At 53.1% G+C, this 17,853-nt stretch carries 20 protein-coding genes; 9 read left to right on the top strand and 11 right to left on the bottom strand.

The window, feature by feature from the left end:
- Positions 1–5: 5 nt before the first annotated feature.
- The 9 genes from MKJ04_RS08745 to MKJ04_RS08705 all read right to left on the bottom strand — a co-directional run bounded on the left by MKJ04_RS08745 (position 6) and on the right by MKJ04_RS08705 (position 7,481).
- Positions 6–893 carry a 4-hydroxy-3-methylbut-2-enyl diphosphate reductase gene (locus MKJ04_RS08745; protein WP_241641215.1) on the bottom strand — a complete coding sequence of 296 codons (888 nt, stop codon included), beginning with the start codon at positions 891–893 and terminating at the stop codon, positions 6–8.
- Between the two features lie 8 nt (positions 894–901).
- The gene (locus MKJ04_RS08740) at positions 902–1,600 is read right to left on the bottom strand and encodes a lycopene cyclase domain-containing protein (protein ID WP_241641214.1); all 699 of its coding nucleotides are present in this window, start codon (positions 1,598–1,600) and stop codon (positions 902–904) included.
- Entirely contained in the window at positions 1,601–2,134 is a 534-nt protein-coding gene (locus MKJ04_RS08735) for a hypothetical protein (RefSeq protein WP_241641213.1), read from the bottom strand.
- Between the two features lie 3 nt (positions 2,135–2,137).
- Entirely contained in the window at positions 2,138–2,971 is an 834-nt protein-coding gene (locus MKJ04_RS08730; protein ID WP_241641212.1) for a phytoene/squalene synthase family protein, read from the bottom strand.
- 25 nt (positions 2,972–2,996) lie between these two features.
- On the bottom strand, positions 2,997–4,493 hold the full coding sequence (locus tag MKJ04_RS08725) for a phytoene desaturase family protein (protein ID WP_241641211.1): 1,497 nt from the start codon (positions 4,491–4,493) through the stop codon (positions 2,997–2,999).
- A gap of 41 nt (positions 4,494–4,534) precedes the next feature.
- Positions 4,535–5,050, bottom strand: a complete 516-nt coding sequence (locus tag MKJ04_RS08720) for an RNA polymerase sigma factor (RefSeq protein ID WP_241641210.1) — start codon at positions 5,048–5,050, stop codon at positions 4,535–4,537.
- Positions 5,051–5,279: 229 nt separating this feature from the next.
- Entirely contained in the window at positions 5,280–6,158 is an 879-nt protein-coding gene (locus MKJ04_RS08715) for a MerR family transcriptional regulator (protein WP_241641209.1), read from the bottom strand.
- The gene (locus MKJ04_RS08710; RefSeq protein WP_241641208.1) at positions 6,139–6,624 is read right to left on the bottom strand and encodes a sterol desaturase family protein; all 486 of its coding nucleotides are present in this window, start codon (positions 6,622–6,624) and stop codon (positions 6,139–6,141) included. Before MKJ04_RS08710 ends, MKJ04_RS08715 begins: the two co-directional genes overlap by 20 nt.
- A 50-nt stretch (positions 6,625–6,674) precedes the next feature.
- Positions 6,675–7,481 carry an enoyl-CoA hydratase/isomerase family protein gene (locus tag MKJ04_RS08705; RefSeq protein WP_410896816.1) on the bottom strand — a complete coding sequence of 269 codons (807 nt, stop codon included), beginning with the start codon at positions 7,479–7,481 and terminating at the stop codon, positions 6,675–6,677.
- A gap of 281 nt (positions 7,482–7,762) precedes the next feature.
- On the opposite strand from MKJ04_RS08705, the gene MKJ04_RS08700 reads away from it, so the two are divergent.
- The 5 genes from MKJ04_RS08700 to paaD all read left to right on the top strand — a co-directional run bounded on the left by MKJ04_RS08700 (position 7,763) and on the right by paaD (position 11,476).
- A complete protein-coding gene (locus tag MKJ04_RS08700) occupies positions 7,763–8,332 on the top strand; it encodes a TetR/AcrR family transcriptional regulator (RefSeq protein ID WP_241641206.1) in 570 nt (189 codons plus the stop codon).
- Between the two features lie 77 nt (positions 8,333–8,409).
- A complete protein-coding gene (gene paaA / locus MKJ04_RS08695) occupies positions 8,410–9,396 on the top strand; it encodes a 1,2-phenylacetyl-CoA epoxidase subunit PaaA (protein ID WP_241641205.1) in 987 nt (328 codons plus the stop codon).
- Between the two features lie 106 nt (positions 9,397–9,502).
- Positions 9,503–10,141: a phenylacetic acid degradation b gene (locus MKJ04_RS08690; RefSeq protein ID WP_241641204.1), complete on the top strand. Its 639-nt coding sequence runs from the start codon at positions 9,503–9,505 to the stop codon at positions 10,139–10,141.
- Positions 10,138–10,893, top strand: a complete 756-nt coding sequence (gene paaC, locus MKJ04_RS08685) for a 1,2-phenylacetyl-CoA epoxidase subunit PaaC (RefSeq protein ID WP_241641203.1) — start codon at positions 10,138–10,140, stop codon at positions 10,891–10,893. The genes MKJ04_RS08690 and paaC overlap by 4 nt, the downstream gene beginning before the upstream one ends.
- A 100-nt stretch (positions 10,894–10,993) precedes the next feature.
- Positions 10,994–11,476 (top strand): 1,2-phenylacetyl-CoA epoxidase subunit PaaD, encoded by a 483-nt coding sequence (gene paaD / locus MKJ04_RS08680; protein WP_241641202.1) that lies wholly within the window; start codon positions 10,994–10,996, stop codon positions 11,474–11,476.
- A 96-nt stretch (positions 11,477–11,572) separates the two neighbouring features.
- Here the strand turns inward: paaD and MKJ04_RS08675 are convergent, their stop codons facing one another.
- Positions 11,573–13,303: a M3 family oligoendopeptidase gene (locus MKJ04_RS08675; RefSeq protein ID WP_241641201.1), complete on the bottom strand. Its 1,731-nt coding sequence runs from the start codon at positions 13,301–13,303 to the stop codon at positions 11,573–11,575.
- A 118-nt stretch (positions 13,304–13,421) separates the two neighbouring features.
- The gene (locus MKJ04_RS08670; RefSeq protein WP_241641200.1) at positions 13,422–14,510 is read right to left on the bottom strand and encodes a ferredoxin--NADP reductase; all 1,089 of its coding nucleotides are present in this window, start codon (positions 14,508–14,510) and stop codon (positions 13,422–13,424) included.
- Positions 14,511–14,928: 418 nt separating this feature from the next.
- Here MKJ04_RS08670 and MKJ04_RS08665 point away from each other — a divergent pair, with 418 nt between their 5' ends.
- From MKJ04_RS08665 to MKJ04_RS08650, 4 genes are all read left to right on the top strand, one after another.
- The gene (locus MKJ04_RS08665) at positions 14,929–15,489 is read left to right on the top strand and encodes an HNH endonuclease (RefSeq protein WP_241641199.1); all 561 of its coding nucleotides are present in this window, start codon (positions 14,929–14,931) and stop codon (positions 15,487–15,489) included.
- Between the two features lie 51 nt (positions 15,490–15,540).
- Complete coding sequence (locus MKJ04_RS08660) at positions 15,541–16,239, top strand: peptidoglycan DD-metalloendopeptidase family protein (protein WP_241641198.1); 699 nt, start codon at positions 15,541–15,543, stop codon at positions 16,237–16,239.
- A 97-nt stretch (positions 16,240–16,336) separates the two neighbouring features.
- Positions 16,337–17,173 (top strand): mechanosensitive ion channel family protein, encoded by an 837-nt coding sequence (locus MKJ04_RS08655; RefSeq protein ID WP_241641197.1) that lies wholly within the window; start codon positions 16,337–16,339, stop codon positions 17,171–17,173.
- Positions 17,174–17,269: 96 nt separating this feature from the next.
- Positions 17,270–17,791 carry a hypothetical protein gene (locus MKJ04_RS08650; RefSeq protein ID WP_241641196.1) on the top strand — a complete coding sequence of 174 codons (522 nt, stop codon included), beginning with the start codon at positions 17,270–17,272 and terminating at the stop codon, positions 17,789–17,791.
- Positions 17,792–17,853 lie beyond the last annotated feature (62 nt).

Below are 17,853 nucleotides of genomic sequence, written 5' to 3'. Positions count from 1 at the left end.
TCTGCCTACTCCGCCGAAAACGGGCCTTGTGCTTTCTTTTGCGTCAGAGAGATCTCCTCCAAAGCATCCCGAACAGTCTCCATCAACCACATGGGGGTTGAGGTCGCGCCGCAGATCCCGACGCTGTCGCCCTCCTCAAACCAGGCAGTTTGTATCTCTTCTACTTTTGAGATGAAATAGGTAGCCGGATTGGTCTCCTTGCAGACGTTATACAACACTTTCCCGTTCGAGGATTTGGTGCCCGACACAAAGATAACCTTGTCGAACTTCTCTGCGAACTTTCGCAGGACTTTATCGCGGTTCGACACCTGGCGGCATATGGTGTCGTTGGCGTTCACTTCGTAGCCCCGGTCCTCCAGCTCCTGCTTGATGCGGTAAAAACTGTCCGTGCTTTTTGTTGTCTGGCTGTAAAGGGTGATGTTATCGGGCAACTCGTGCTGCAGCAGCTCTGTCATGCTCTCAAACACGACAGCCTCATTGCCTGTCTGCCCGAGCAGGCCCATAACCTCGGCGTGGCCGTGCTTGCCATAGATGTAAATCTTCTCCTTCTTATCGAAACTGGTTTTGATGCGGTTCTGAAGCTTGAGCACCACCGGGCAGGAGGCGTCGATCAGGGTAAGGTTGTTGCGCAGTGCCAGCTTATACGTTTCGGGGGGCTCGCCATGCGCCCGGATCAGCACGGCCTCTTCCCGCAGCCCGGCCATCTGGGCATGGTCGATGATGCGCAGGCCCCGCTTCTGCAGCCGCTCCACCTCCTCGTCGTTGTGCACAATATCGCCCAGGCAATACAGGTACCCTTGCTCATCCAGCAAGTCCTCTGCCATCTGGATGGCGTACACCACTCCAAAGCAGAATCCAGAATCAGTATCGATGGTTACGCGAAGGCTTTGCATATACCATACTATACAGCTAACGGCGCATATTGTTTTGCCCTTTTTCGTTGCCGCAAACGCTCATATACTGAAATAGTTAGCATCAGCATCAGCATCGAGTACATGGTGTCCTCCACAGGTATGGACACGATGCGGTGGCCGAGGTTGTAGTCGTTGTTATACCATACTATCGGGAGATACGTCAGCACCCCGTTCACGAGCAGGAAAGGCACCAGGTGCACCAGGTACATCAGGTAAAAACGCCCCAGGTACTGTGTTCCGAAATAGCGCAGATGCACCAGATGCATCACCACCAGCCCGAAAAACGTGATAGAGGTATAAAGCCGCGGCAAGTTAAAAACAGCGAAGAGCAGCAAGCCCCCCATCAGAGTAAGCGCGATACCCTTAGCGTAAGGGCGCAGCAGGTCCCTGGGTATGTAGGCGTTCAGCACGTCATATATAAACACGCAGGCGTAGGGCACCGTCACAAAAAAAAGGACTTCCTCCAGGGGCAGGTTGAAGAGGTAAATGCCAATCAGGTACTTCTCGTTGAATCCCCACACGCCCAGACTGGTGAACCAGGCATCCCATACCATAAACACAAGCGCAGTCACTAAAATGGCCGGGAACAAGGCCGGCCAGTTTTTGTAGAACGCTACTTTCCTGTCGAAGGACAGCAGCAAGGGAAAGGAGATTGTGAAGATGTGCAGGTAAAGGTAGATGTACATTTAGATGGAAATATTGCGCAGAATCTCCTTCTCGGCTTCCGTGCAGTGGTCTTTCGTGAGCAGGAAATCCCGGATAGTGCGCGCCAGAGGCTTCGACATCTGAGCATTCGGGTAAGCTTGCAGGCTGCTGATCACCATCTTCTTGTCCTCTTCCACATGCTCGCTCAGGTTTAGGTAACGCGGCACGTAGTGCTCTACCGTAAAGCGGAGGAAACGGATCTCAGGGTTTACCTTGTCCTTTTCCACGGCGCTATCGAATATGGCGAGGGCGGCCCTGATCTGCTTCAGCTTGCTGTAGGGGTTCCAGACATACTTGGCCATCACCGCCTCCGAAACCGCCTTATAGGCCAACACCAGCGGATCGCCAGCGGTATAGGCACTCATCTTGGTGTGGAATGCCTTCGCCACGGCCTCCTCTTTGCTGGCTTGCAGGTACTGCAGGCGCAACTGCGACACATTGTAGCGGGTACTGTCGGCCCACACGCTGCTGCACATAAACAGGAACAGAAACAGGCAAATAAAATATTTAGGCATGAATTAGATTGCGTTAAATCGGTACTTGAGATACGAGCCGAGCAGTAGTGCCAGCTTTGTATTGTCAGGTACTCTTACGCGCTCTTTTAGGATATGGGTTGCCGGCAGATTCTGAATCTTCCGGAAAAGTTTGAGGTAATACACGTAAGCTAAGTAGACGCCCATGCGCGCGGAGGCAGGCAGCGCCATGATTCCGGTATAGGCATCCTCAAAATCTTGCAGGATATCTTTCTCAATCTCAACCTTGCAGGCGTTGGTAAAGTTCATATACTCCACTTTCGGGAAGTACACCCGCCCCCTATCCTTGTAGTCGCTTCGCATGTCGCGGAGGAAGTTTACTTTCTGAAAGGCAGCCCCAAGGCTGCAGGCAGACTTCTTCAGGCGCTCGAACATCTCCCCGTCTCCCTCGCAAAATACTTTCAGGCACATTAGCCCCACCACCTCCGCCGAGCCATAGATGTACTCTTTGTAGAGGGAGCAGTCATACGTATGGTCGTCCAGGTCCATCGCCATGCTTTTGAGGAAAGCGGCGATATAGGCTTTGTCGATTTTGTACTCATTCGCCACGCACTGGAATGCGTGCAGCACGGGGTTCAGGCTGATGCCGGAGTCAATGGCCTGGTAGGTCTGCTTTTCGAAATCGGCCAGGAGTTGGCGCTTGTCATACTCATGGAAGGTGTCCACAATCTCATCGGCGCAGCGCACAAAGCCATAAATGGCGTAGATTGGCATGTGGAACTTCTTATCGAGTGTTTTGATGCCCAGCGTAAAGGAAGTGCTGTAGGCTTGCGTGATAACTTTGCTACACTGCAGACAAGTTTGTTTGAAAAGCTCCATGGTTAGGCGAGGTAGGTGAGATCGATTATACTTTTAAGGATGCCAGGGGCGCATACTCTTTTGTTATTTCCTTGGCCACCACCTGCCCCGAGATAAGCGAGGGCGGCACGCCCGGCCCCGGAACCGTCAGCTGGCCGGTATAAAACAGGTTGGATACCTTTCGGCTTTTCAGGCTGGGTTTCAGCAAGGCCGTTTGCATCAGGGTGTTGGCAAGCCCATAGGCGTTTCCCTTAAACGCGTTGTAATCACTGATGAAGTCGTTGTGCGCATAGCTCCGTTTATATATAACGGAGCCCCGGACATCCTGTTCTGTGAGCTTCTCCAGCCGATCCATCACCAACGTATAGTATTTTTCGCGCACCTCTGGCGTGTCTTTCAGGCCCGGGGCCACCGGTATGAGCACAAACAGGTTCTCGCAACCTTCCGGCGCCACAGAAGCATCGGTGACGGAGGGGGCCGAAACATAGAAAAGCGGCTTGGTGGGCCACTTGGGGTCGGTATAAATTTCGTGGGCATGTGGCCCGAAGTCCTCGTCAAAAAACAGATTGTGGTGCTGAAGGTTTTTCAGGCGTTTGTTTATACCTAAGTAAAACAGCAGAGACGAGGGGGCCATCACGCGCTTTTCCCAGTAATCGTCGGAGTAGCTTTGAAAGGCTTTGGGCAGCAACTCCTTTTCCACATGGTGGTAATCGGCACTGGCCACCACAACATCGGCCGGAAAGGTGCCTGTGGCCGTAACCACCTGCGTTGCAACCCCCTGCTCAACGTCAATCGCCTTCACGTCCTGATCATACAGAAACGTCACCCCCTTCTCCTCCGCCAGCCGCACCATACCCTCTACTATCTTGTGCATCCCGCCCATGGGGTACCACGTGCCCAGGCTGATGTCGGCATAGTTCATGAGGCTGTAAAGGGCGGGTGTGTTTTCGGGCAAGGCTCCCAGAAACAGGATCGGGAATTCCATCAGCTTGATGATCTTCTCGTTTCGGAAGAACTTGCGGATATGCTTGTGGATCGACTGGAAGACATCCATGCGCAGGACATCGAGCAGCAGGCGGGGACTCATAAACTCGGTGAGCGAGCGGCCCGGCTTGTATACCAGTTGGTTGATGCCCACTTCATACTTGTAGGCAGCCTGTTCCAGGAATTTGTCTAGTTGGTGGGCGCTGCCTTTCTCCAGGCGCTCAAAAAGGCGGCGAATCTCAGGCATGGCAGCCGGAATGGGCATAAAATCGTTTTGGCCGAACACCACGGTATAGGATGGGTCCAGCCGCCGGAGGGTATAGTAATCAGTGGTTTTTTTGCCGAAACGCTGGAAGTACGCGTCAAAAACGTCGGGCATCCAGTACCAGCTTGGCCCCATGTCGAAGGTATAGCCCTCGGCGGAGAATTTCCGTGCCCGCCCGCCAGGACCGCTGTTTTTTTCCAGTACCGTTACTGCATAACCCTGATCCGCGAGACATGTTGCGGCAGAAAGACCTGAGAATCCAGATCCGATAACAATTACGCTGGTTGGGGCCATGCAGGGAGGTATGGGTTTGCTTTTTTTTGGAATGTCGTGGGTTATCTGTCTCTGTCGTAAACCTTCAGCGCCTGCTTCAGCTCTTTTCGGGCAATGTGGATGCGGTTCTTCACGGTTCCGATCGGAATCTGCAGCTTGTCGGCAATCTCAAGGTATTTATACCCCACATAATACATCATGAAAGGCGTGCGGTGCTCCTCGCTGAGGTTCTCGATCGCCTTGTTGATATCGTTCATGACGAAAGTAGCCGTCCCTTTGTTCTGGGTGATGTAGCTTTCGTCCGTGTTCAGGTACTGCAGGTACTCGGCGCTGTCGATGTTGCTGCTGCGCTTCGTGATCTTGTTGTAGTTGTTGATGAACGTGTTGCGCATGATCGTGTACAGCCAGGCCTTCAGGTTGGTGCCAGACTTAAACTTGTCACGATTGGTAAATGCCTTTAGCATGGTCTCCTGCACCAAATCCTTGGCGTCATCGGCATCGCGCGTCAGGTTCATGGCTACGGGGCGCAAGGAGGGTGCTATATTCTGTACGAGGTGGTTGAATTCGATTGAAGTCATTATGTTTATACTTTAATGGTTAAAACATAAACAAATATACGACTTATTCAGATATAAAACTGATTTTGTTTAGTTTAATTTCCTAAACCATTAAACAAACTCGACAAACGCCAACTTTAATCCCGTGTACGTACCTGTTTTCGGGGCGAACAACATCGGCATATAAAAAGGCTTCTTCCGTTTGCAAATAAACGACAGAAGCCTTTCGCTGGATTGAGACAGTGGGGAACTACGCTTTTAATTCTTCCGAAAACGTGCGCATACAGTTAATTCTCTTCATGTTAGCTGGCAGCGCTATAAAATCATGCTGCGCCTGAAAGCCATACACATAAATGGTGGTATGCGGAAAGCGCTTAGACAGCTGGTTCAGGTAGCCCTGCACCTGGTCGCGCTCTGGCACCGACGTGAGCACGGTGCAAATGTACTTCGCCTGGAATTGCTCATACGTCAGCTCCAGGTCCTTGAAGGGCAGGTTCTGCCCAAGGTATACCACGTGTTGCCCGTTTGCCCTCAGCACGTAGTTCAGGTACAGCAGGGCCAGTTCGTGCAGTTCGCCTTCCGGCAGGTAGAGGATGTAGGTGGGCGCGTTTTCTTTGCGCCGTATGGTTTGGCCGTCTATGGCCACGATCAGCTTCTGACGGATCAGGTTGCTGACGAAGTGCTCATGCGCCGGACTGATATTGTTGGTCTGCCACAGGATGCCGATTTTATAGAGGAAAGGGCTGATGATTTCCTCCATCACATCGTGGAGGCCCAGCTGAAGCGTGGCAGTGGAAAGCTGTTTCTCGAATTTCTCCTCATCCATATCCACCATCGCCGAGACCAGCGCGCTCACATGGTGCGAACACGCGCAAGGCGAGTCACAGAGCTGCGTCACCATTTTAAGAATCTGCCTAGGGTCCATCTGAGCGATCTTGGAGATTTTGTAGCCCCGCTCGTTCAGCAGCGAAATATTGAGCAACGACTTCAGGTCCGCCTCGTCGTAATACCGGATGTTGGTGTCCGTGCGCTTGGGGTTCAGAATGCTATAGCGCTGCTCCCATATCCGAATGGTATGGGCCTTGATCCCGGAAAGGTGCTCGAGTTCTTTAATTGTATATTGCGCCACGTTTTTGCTGTTTTTTAACTATTCCGTATGCTGCTTTAAAGTATCGTGGCGCCACCCAAAGCATCCCAAAAGACTGCGCGTCGTGCTTGCCCCTGGTTTTGTGATGCACTTTGTGCGCCATGTTTAAGGCTTTGAGGTAAACATTAGACGTGCCACCGAACAACCTGAGCCGGCGATGTATAAATACGTCATGAATCAGGAAGTAAGCTACGCCATACAGCGTGATGCCCGCGCCAATCCAGAACCTGTAGTCTATAGGGTCGCTGCCGAATACGAAAAACAGCATCGCCAGCGTACCGTAGTAGGCAAAAAACAGGTCGTTCAGCTCAAAGGCATGGTCGTGGGGCGTGTGGTGCGACCTGTGCAGAAACCACAGAAACCCGTGCAGCACATACTTGTGCATGACCCACGCCACGCCTTCCATCACGACAAACGTCAGTAGCATGATTCCGATACCTACCAGCATATCCAACAAACAGCAAGTTTAACGAATAGTTTAAAAATATTAAACAGATTTTACCACGTCAGCGGCTCTTTGTTCAGGAAGGCGGCAATGCCGCGCTGGCAGTCTTCGCTGCTTCGGGCCACAGCGTTCATTTCGGCGGCGTACTGCAGGCCTTCCTCCAGCCCCATACCCTGCACCCGCGCGATCATCTCCTTGGTCACCTCCATCGACTGGCGGGAGTTTTCGGTGCACAGCTTCCGGGCAAAGGCAAACACCCGCTCTTCCAGTTCTGCCTTGGGCACCACGTAGTTCACCAGGCCATACCGCTCCGCCTCCGCCGCCGGGATCAGGTCGCCGGTGAGCAACAGCTGCTTTGCCCGGGCCTCCCCGATCTTGCGCAGCAGAAACACCTTTACGATAGCCGGAATGAAGCCGATCTTGACCTCAGTATAGCCGAACTTTGCCTCAGGCACCGTAAACCCAAAATCGCAGATGGCGGCAAGGCCGCAGCCACCCGCAATGGCATGCCCGTGCACCTGGGCGATCACCACCTTTTTCAGGGTATAGATTAGCCGGAACAGCTCCATCAGGTGCGTGGAGTCCAGCAGGTTTTCGTGGTAGTCGTTTTGCTGCAGCTGCTGGATATACTCCAGGTCAGCGCCGGCGCAGAACACCTTTCCCTCTGCCCGCAGCACCACCACCTTGCATGCCTCGTCGTCCTCGGCAGTGGCAAAGGCGCGCTTCAGCTCCGACACCACCTCGTGGTTCAGGGCGTTTCGCTTCTCCGCGCGGGCCAGCGTAACATAACCCACGCGGTCAATGACCTCATAGTGTACAAAAGCCTTCGTCTGTGCATCTAGTGTGTTGGAAGTGTTCATCATAGTGTTGTTCTTTATACTTGGGTATAGCTCAAAAATGTAGGCAAGGTTTAGCAGATATGCAAACCTGAGCAAATTGCCCGGGCCTGCCGCAAGCTGCTCCGGCGCCGTTCGCGCTGCAAACGGTCACACAAAAAACGAACCAGCCTTTGGGCCAGCCTGATCGCCGGGAACAGTAACACCCTATCGTTCAACTTTTACAAAAAGAAGGCGTTTGAGAAAAGGCACTTGCTAACGAACGTTAGGTTGCATATATTTGTTAGAAACATATGGACGCGCCAGTGAGCAGAAAAAAACAAATTGAGCATACGGCTACGGCACTTTTCAAAACAAAGGGCTTTTCGGCCACCTCCATGCGCGACCTGGCCAACGCCCTGGGTATAGAAGCTGCCAGCATCTACTCCCACATCAAGTCGAAGGAGGAGATTCTGCAGCGGGTTTGCTTCCGGATGGCAGACGAGTTTTTTGACGCGCTGGAAGGCGCCGAGGCCACAGGGGCCACGGCGACGGAGAAACTTAAAAACGCCATTACGGCCCACGTGCTGGTCCTGACCCATAACACAGAGGCTTCGGCCGTTTTCCTGCATGAGTGGCGCCACCTGAGCGAACCGTTCCACAGCCAGTTTCTGGCCCTGCGCGACCGCTACGAGGCACACTTCAGGCAGCTGATTAAGGCGGGGGTGGAAAACGGGGAGTTTCAGGTGCCCGATGAGAAATTCGCTGCCCTCACCATCCTGTCGGGCCTCAACTGGATTCATACCTGGTATAAGCCCGACGGTAAGATGAAGCCAGCCGAGATCGCCGAAAACCTGTCGGCCATGCTGCTGAACGGGCTGAGCGCCAAAGCGTAATACACACAAAACTGATACACCGGGTTGTAAAATGCTCCCGGTTTTAAATCATACTGAACTTTAAAACAAAAGATACTATGTACGGAGGAGGAAACATTTTCGAGGCCACCAAATTAGATGACCTGCAGGCTGAAGACCCTGCGAAAATGGCTGAGTTTGAGGCCCGCATCGCACGCGGCGAGAAGATAGAGCCGAATGACTGGATGCCCGCGCTATACCGCAAGCAGCTGATCCGGATGATTGAGCAGCACGCCCACTCCGAGATTATCGGCTCGCTGCCCGAGGGCACCTGGATTACGCGTGCGCCGGGCTTCCGACGCAAGATGGCGCAAATGGCGAAGGTGCAGGACGAGGTGGGCCACGCACAGCTGCTCTACAGCGCCGCCGAAACCCTCGGCAAGTCGCGGGAGCAAATGCTGACGGACCTCATCAACGGCAAATCCAAGTACTCTAACGTTTTTAACTACCCGGCCTTAACCTGGGCCGACTCCAACGTGATCTCCTGGCTGATTGACGCCGGCGCGATTGTGAACCAGATGGCGAACGCGCGTGGCAGCTACGGCCCATACTCCCGTGCCCTGGAGCGCATCTGCGCGGAGGAGGCCTTCCACCTCAAGTATGGCCACGACGCGGTGGTGCACCTGGCAACAGGCTCCCCGAAACAGCGCGAGATGATACAGGCGGCCCTTAGCCGCTGGTGGCCCCCGATCATGACCTTCTTCGGCCCTTCGGACAAGATGAGCACGCACACCGAGACGCTCATGCGCTGGAAAGTGAAGATGGCCACAAACGACGATTGCCGCCAGCAGTTCCTTGATATGTATGTGCCCAAGATATGGGAACTCGGCTTGACTGTGCCAGACCCCAACCTGAAAAAGAACGCCGAGACAGGCAAGTGGGAGTTCACGGAGCCGGATTGGGAGGAGTTTAAGCGCGTGATCAACGGCGATGGCCCCTGCAACGCCGAGCGCCTTGCCGTACGCCGCTCCGCCGAAGAGCGCGGAGCCTGGGTGCGCAAAGCCCTCCTCCACCCGAAAGCAAAATACGTGAAACCACTCGCCTAGCAGCAATTAAAAATTAGAAGTTATGGATTAGAAATTCATCTGGAGTGAAAGTATAATTTTAACACCCATTTCTAATTTCTAATTTTTAATTCATAATTAAGAAATCATGAGCTTAACCTCTTTAGACCCCAGAGTAACCCGACTGAACCTGCCTGATGGCGAGGTGCCTTTAATGGCTCCCAAGCCTGCGCTGGACCAGTTTGAGACCTACGAGGTATTCCATCAGAAGAAAGAAAGTGCCGCGTATACCTATGTAGGCCCTGTGCACGCGCCCAACGAGGATGTCGCGTTTCTCTTCGCCAAAGAACAGTACAGCCGCCGTGCTGCCTGCGTGGGCCTTTGGGTTGCCCGCACGGCCCATATCCAGGTGACGCCCTACGTTGGGGACGGGGAGAATGTGTATGACACGCTCCGTCTGGAAACGCCCACGGAGCAAAGCGGCCAGCCGGAGCCTTACGAGATCTTCCACCTGAAAAAGCGGGGGAAAGCCCATACGCACGCAGGCCGGGTAATGGCCACCTCCTACCAGGGTGCGGTGCAGGAGGCGAAGAAGGCCTTCGGTGAGAAAGGCCCGATCGTGAATGTATGGGTGGTCAGGTCAGGGCATGTGCTGCAGTCTGCGGAAGAGGACAAGGACATGTGGCTGACGGTGCCGGAGAAGAAGTACCGCGAGGCCACTGCCTACAAAGTGATGGACAAGATCACGAAGTTTAAGGAACAACAAACCAACACCCCTGCCCAATGAACGAGCAAGCGATAAAAGACCTGCTGTACAAACTAGCCGACGACCTCCTGATCCTGGGGCACCGAAACTCTGAGTGGACGGGCTTCGGGCCGATTCTGGAAGAGGACATTGCCTTTTCTTCCATGGCTCAGGACAAGATCGGCCATAGCCTTGCGTTTTATACCCTGCTGCACGAGCTGGGTGAAGCCGACCCGGACACTGTTGCTTTTACGCGCAACGCCAACCAGTTTCATAACAGCCAGTTGGTGGAGTTGCCCAACGGGGAGTATGATTTCAGCCTGATCCGCCATTTCCTGTACGACAACGCCGAGATTATCCGTTTCGAGATGCTGAGCCAGTCCAGTTACGAGCCGATCGCCAAGGTTGCCACCAAGCTGAAGGGCGAGGTGAAGTACCATGTGCTGCACGCCAACACCTGGATCAGGAACCTGGGAAGCTCCACAGAGGAGGCCATTGCCCGCCTGCAAACCTCGCTGAACGAGGCGCTGCCCTATGCGTTGGGCATGTTTGAGCCTTCTGCGTATGAGCAGGATCTCATCGATGCCAGCATCTATCGTGGCGAGGAGGCGGTAAAAGCTGCCTGGCAGCAACGGATACGTGCTGTGTTAGAGAAAACCGAACTGCAATTGCCTGACTTAGAGAGTATCACCCCGATAACAGGCGGGCGCACCGGCAGCCATACCCACCACCTGCAGCCGCTCCTCGACGAGATGGCGGAGGTGTTCAAGATTGATCCTGCGGCGGAATGGTAGAATTTCATTGATCGCTTTTTGATGATCGCTGCAAACAACAGGACTTTATACTTCCATAAAACGCGAATAACGAGCAACCAATAACGATAAACACAATAGAATGCTGACCAAGGAACATATCCTGACACTGTTGGAAGAGGTGAAAGACCCGGAGATACCCGTCCTCTCCCTGGTAGACCTGGGTGTGATTACGGGGGTTGAGATTTCGGAGGAGGACCACGTGACCGTGCGCATGACGCCCACCTTCGCCGGTTGCCCCGCCATGGACTATATGAAAAAGGATGTGGAGCGCACGCTCGAGAAGCATGGCATCAAGCACTATACCGTTACCATGACTTTTGACAACCCCTGGGACAGCAACAAGATTTCGGAAAAGGGCCGCAAGGCGCTCAAGGATTTCGGCCTGGCCCCGCCCCCAACGTATGATCTGATTCTGGATCTGGACATACTGGAGTATGCCACATGCCCCTACTGCAACAGTGGGAACACGTCTATGCGCACCCCCTTTGGCCCCACCCTCTGCCGCTCCATGCACTACTGCAACGACTGCCGCCAGATGTTTGAGCAGTTTAAGCCCTTATAGCGATACCTATACCCTGGCTATCAGGTATAAAAGCAGCGGCCTTGCCCTATGAATAGGGCAAGGCCGCTGCTTTTAATGTTATGTGTATAGAGTGATTTAGAGCTTCTCCATCTCTGCCTGCACAAAATCTACCAGGCTGCTGATGTATGCCGTGCTGAAATCGAACTTAATGCCTGCGGCCTCATATACCTCCCCAATGGATACGGTATACCCCAGACTTAGTGCGCGCTTGTACGCCGCCAGGCCTTCCGCAGGGTTCTCTTTGTAATTCTTCCATACCGCGATCGCCCCGAGCTGCGCCATGGCATACTCAATATAGTAGAACGGTACCTCGTATAGGTGCAGCTGCTTTTGCCAGACAAAGGGCTTGTATTGCTCCAAGCCATCCCAGTTTACCAGCTTGTGGTTGAACGTGTTGAAGATGCGCACCCATTCCTGATGACGCTCTTCCGTGGTTTGGTTCGGATGCTCATAAATCCAATGCTGAAACTTATCCACGGTGGCAACCCACGGGAATGTCTCCAGCACGCTTTCAAGATGCGTGCGCTTGGCGCGGCGCAGCTCGTCCTCGTCCTCAAAAAACGTGTCCCAATGGTCCATCGAGATCAGCTCCATCGACATCGACGCCAACTCTGCCACTTCAGACGGCGGGTGCTTTGCTGCATTCAGGCTCATTTCGCGCGTCAGGAAGGAGTGTACCGCGTGCCCACCTTCGTGCAGCATCGTGATCACGTCGCGCAGGCTCGAGGTAGCGTTCATAAAGATAAAGGGCACCCCAATCTCATCCAGCGGGTAGTTATACCCCCCTGGCGCCTTCCCCTTCCGCGACTCAAGGTCCAGGTGGCCCATTTCGCGCATGGTGGCCAGGCAATCGCCCAGATAGGTATCCAGGGCATAAAACACCTGCACCGTTTTCTCCAGCAACTCTTCCCCGGTTTTAAAAGGCTCCAGAGGCTTATCCCCGCTTGGGTCTACGTCCAGGTCCCAGGGACGGAGGTTGTCAAGGCCCAGCTTCTCTTTTCGCTCCACATCCAGGTTGGTGAGCAGCGGCACGATGGTTTCTTCGATGGATTGATGAAAATCGAAGCAATCCTGCGGGGTATAGTCGAACCGGCCCAGGGCGGCAAACATGTAATCGCGGAAGTTGTCGAAGTCCGCGTTGGTGGCTATCTGATTGCGGAGTTGCAGCAACTCGTCAAAAAGACTGTCCAATTTCTCGCGGTCCTGGTAGCGGCGGTCCTGAACGGAGCGCCAGGCCTCCTCGCGCACGGTGCGGTCTGTCCGCTTCAAGCGGTCGGCGGCGCGCTGCAGGGTCATCTCCTCTCCGTCCAGTGTTACGGTCATGGCCCCAGAGATGGCGGCATACTGCTGTTGCTTGGTGCTGATCTCGGTCTGGATCGGGATATTGTCTTCCCTGAAAATTTCTAGTGCGCGCTCCACTCCCCTAAGATATATCCTGTACTTATCCTGGTCCAGCCCGCTCATGTAGGGCGAGTGCATCAGCTTGAGGTTCAGCTCGTGGTCGTATGGGGCTATCTGGGGCTCGATCTCGGAAACGAAATATTGGAAAGCCTGCGTGGTTTCCTCGTTCTGGGTGTCGCAGGTCATCCGGATATAGCGCCACCCCAAGTCCTCAGAAAGCACGCTTTCCAGCTCGCTTCGGTCTTGCATCCACTTTTCAAGGTCTGGCACACTGGCAATGTCGCGCGTCTTAAGCTCTTCGAAATATGGCTTTAAGGTTTCCCAGGAGTCTACTTTAAAATCGTCAGCAAGGTATAACCTCGGCTTCCGTTCAGGTATAGTTAAATTTGTTGTTTGAACTGTCATTATCGCAATGTGGATTTTAGTAGTACAATGTAGACACTTCTCATGAAAGTGCAAAAGAAAGCAGCGCCAGAGTCTGATAATTAGTCGGGCGCTGCGTGTACGTACAGTTAAACGGGTTTTATCCGATTTCGATCACCACATTGGCAGTGAGCGGGTGGCCCACGCAGTTCAGCACATAGCCTTCCTCCATCTCCGCGTCCGAAAGCCCCTCCCGCTCATCCAGGTGTACTTTTCCGCTCAAGCACTTGCCCCTGCAGGCTGTGCACAGCCCTGCCTGGCATGAGTAAGGCAGGTCGATGTCCTGGTCGAGGGCCGCCTCCAGTATGGTTTGGTCGGGCTCCACCTCCACAGCGTATTCCGCACCCTCATAGATAATCGTCACGGTTTGCGTCCTGATTTCCCCGTCATCCTCCGACGCGGCGACGTCTCCATGCTTTGGCTGCGCCGCCTCGGCTTCGGCTGTCGCACTGCTCACAAAGCTCTCCCTGAAAATGCGCTCTGCGGGCACATGAAGCACATCCAGCGCATGGCGCACTTCGGCCATCATGCCATCGGGGCCGCACATATAGTACACGGCGTTTTCGGGTTTAGCAAGTTGCAGGCGCTCCAAAATCCTGATGATCAGGCTCTGGTTCATGCGGCCCCGGTGGTCGCAGTCGTATTTGGGCTGGCTGTATACATACTCCACCTGCAGGCGGTCCGGGTTTGCGGCCTGAAGTTCCTGCAGCTGCTCTTTAAAGATCACTGTGTCTTCGTCGCGGTTGCCATACAGCAGTGTCACGGTGCTGTCCGGCTCCTCGTGCAGCGCTGTCTTCAGCATCGACATGAGGGGCGTAATGCCGCTGCCCGCCCCAAACAGGATGATCTGGCGCTGGCTCGTCGGGGCGCAGGTCAGGCAGAAGTTGCCGAGAGGCTCCATCACCTTCACCTCCTGGCCTACCTGCAGTTTATCTACCAGGTAGTTGGATACCAGCCCTCCGTCCACGCGCTTCACCGTGACGGCCAGGCGCGGGGCTTCCCTCGGGCTGCTGCTCAGGGAATACGACCGGCGGTACTCTTTGCCTTCAATGTTCAGGATCAGGGTCAGAAACTGGCCGGGCTTGAAAGAAATGTTCTGTTTTTCGGGATGCTCGAAGTGAATAGAGATGGCATCCGGTGTTTCTCTTTTGATTGCGACAACCTTCAGGTTGAGGTAAGGGCTACTCATATGTGTGCTTTGTTTGATCGTAATGCTTTTAGCGCATGTTTAAACTTCATCCTTTGGATTGCAAAACGCCCTTCATGAGCCCTGAACAACATTTTTATTCCCCATACTACTATTGTATGGCTCCCAAAACGCCTCGTCAAAACCCTTTCTGAACATCTTTCTCCTCCAAAAACTAAATTTAAACATACTTCTAATTGAAAACCGCTTTTCGGTGCGAAAGTTACGATAATCTGGACTGTTCTGTGAAAGCTGCGTATAGAAACTGCTAATACAGGAAATTATATATAAAAAGATTGATAATTTTAATGTATATTAGTTGTGTTAAATATAAAAAAAACTGCAACTTTACGGCACGCCTTCTGCCCCACCCGGGCTACGCTGACCTTACGCTTACCTAATCCACATTAATGAAAACAAAATGCTGTACAAACTTACTCTCAAAAACAGTGAGAAAACGGTAGTCGTAGACGACAAAACCTACGAATACATTCAAAAAAACGTGTACCTGCAACAGATTGATTTTCTGAAGCACCTGCGCATCCACTCCAACGGCTATGCCTTCTTCCAGAAAAACTGGCCTCTCAAAAACGGGAAATACCGCAACGAGACAATCTACCTGCACAAAATGATCGGGGAGCAACTCCTCCAAAAGCCTGAAAGCGACCTGCGGCTCTACGTTCATTTCAAGAACGGCAACAAGCTGGACTGTCGGCTGGATAACTTAGAATGGGCTCCGCTCTGCAAAATAGTCCGTAACACGGCCAAAACAGAGAACAAGCTGGGCGTGCGCGGCGTGCACAAGGAGGCACAGAAGTACCGTGCCATCATCCACTTTAACAAGCAACGCATCAACCTGGGCACCTTCGACACGCTGCAGGAGGCCGCTGCGGCCTACAGCAAGAAATCAGAGGAGCTTTTCGGGAAAACCAAGAGCCTGAAAACGCTCTCTAAACTGGTAGAGGAAGAGGTCGTCAGCTAATTTCTGCTTATACTTGCACGAGGCTTTATACCCGAGCCTCGTGCAAGCTTCATGACTTCATCACTTAACTTACCCGCTTTACTGCAAAAGCACCAGCATGCTTTTGCTCCCGTGCTGGCCGCCGACCTGAACGCAGACCACGTGTGCGCCCTGGATTTCACGGCTGCCAATACCCTGCTGCAGCAAACTGATTTGCAGAATACCGCTGCCTTCGATGCGGCCGTGCAGCAGATGCTCCGGTCCAAGCAAGCGACTATCGGTGTGGGCGGCTACCTCGAAGACCGGTTTATATACCGCCGCAGCCAGCACTTTGACGTGGCCGCCGAAAGCCGCAACCTGCACCTGGGCGTGGATGTATGGGTGGAGGCAGGCACAGCCGTTTTCGCGCCGCTGGATGCCACCGTGCACTCTTTCCGGGACAATGACAACTTCGGCGACTATGGCCCTACCATCATTCTGCAACATGAGCTGGAGGGTGTTGTTTTTTATACCCTATATGGCCACCTGACCCGCGCTTCGTTAGCAGGACTCAGAGCGGGGCAACCGTTTGCTAAAGGCGCGAAGGTGGCCGAGGTCGGCCCATACCCCGAAAACGGCAACTGGCCGGCGCACCTGCACTTTCAGGTGATGGCCTCGATGGAAGGCAGGAGCGGAGATTTCCCCGGCGTAGCCACCACTTCAGAACGAGCTGCCTACCAGGGGCTTTGCCCCAACCCCAACCTGATCCTGCAATGCCGCCACCTGGCGTAGCCTTGCAATTCGCCCCGATTTTAAGTAAAATTGCCTTCTAGGGCGCTGCCGATTCAAGCAGCGCCTTTTGTTTTTAACCTCATAAGTATAACTGAATATGGTGCTCGACATCGACTCAATCCGCGAACTGGTTTTGAACTTTGCCATGGTATATGGCCTGCGGCTTTTGGTGGCTGCTGTCATTCTGGTACTGGGTACCTGGGTGATCAAGCGCGTGAGCAGGCTGCTGCAAAACCTGATGCTGCGCAAAAACGTGGACCCGTCGTTGCGGCCATTTTTGAGCAGTATCATCAATGTGGCGCTTTGGGTCCTGCTGATTGTGCTGGTAGTGGCGCAGATGGGCCTCGAGATGACCTCGTTTATCGCGGTGCTCGGTTCGGCTGGTTTAGCCATCGGTTTGGCGCTGCAGGGCAGCCTTTCCAACTTTGCCGGTGGCGTGCTCATCCTCACGATCAAACCCTTCCGGGTAGGTGATTTTATTGAGGCCCAGGGGCAGGCAGGCACGGTGCACATCATCAACATCTTCAACACGGTGATCAAAACCGGCAACAATCAGGTGATCTATATGCCCAACGGCCCGCTGGCGTCGAGTGTGGTGGTCAATTACTCCGTAGAGCCTACCCGCCGCATGGAACTCAAGCTGGTCATCAGCCCGGAAAACAACCTGGCCGCCGTGAAGCAGTTATTGCAGGATCTAATTCAGGACGACCCGCGCATTTTGCCAGACCCGGCGCCGGTGATTGCCGTAACGGAATTCACGGAGTACTCCCTTACCCTGAGCATGCGCCTATGGGCGAAAAAAGAGGATTTCTGGCCGCTGAACTGGGAGATGAACGAGCGTGTGAAAATAGCCTTTGCTGAGCAGGGCATAAAAGCCCCGGCCCCTATCCAGAAGCGTGAAATGGTTACGGTACAGCACGCGGCCAAAGCATAAGCGACTTTCCTGCTTGCCTTAAACTATCCCGGCATATCTGCTTCTTCAGGCCGCTTATGAGAAGCTGCTCAAACTCAAAAGTCACCTGTCATAAAAATGATAGAAGTAGAAAAGCTAAATAACGCTGACAAGAGTAGAGTAAAGCTTGAAATGAAACAAGTTTTTATAAGCTATTTAGCTATAGGAATTATTGTGGCTATAGTAACCTCTGCCTGTATTATTGCCATACAAAAATATGACAATCTGCCAATCGGAAAAGGTACAGCAATTACTCTTTTGCTCTTAGCTGTTGTGTCTGGTTTTACAGCCTTTTTATACTTTGCTGTTAAGCACTATCGTAAGGACTTAAATAGTGATTCAAAAAGAATATACTCAGGACAGATAACAGACAAAACTACTAACACTAACTGGGGTTGGCATGGTAACCCTGCTGCTGACTCTAATTCGCAACCAAAGCTAGTTGAATACTTTTTAGTTATAGACAGTCAAAGGGTATGTGTAGAAGCAGAAGAATATAGCAGGTTTGAAATTGGAGACACAGTAAGTCTGCACTTTACAAGCGAGAGTAATATCTTATTAGGAGTGACTAAAGAATTACGTTCAGGTAACCAAGCATAGGCTTCGGCTGACATCTCGCCTTAGCCTCTACGAGACCATTATATATAAAAAATTATATAAAG

The sequence above is a fragment of the Pontibacter sp. E15-1 genome, assembly GCF_022601975.1.
GTDB lineage: Bacteria > Bacteroidota > Bacteroidia > Cytophagales > Hymenobacteraceae > Pontibacter.
The sequence above is the reverse complement of the archived record's forward strand: the minus strand, read 5'-3'. Positions and strand labels throughout refer to the sequence as shown.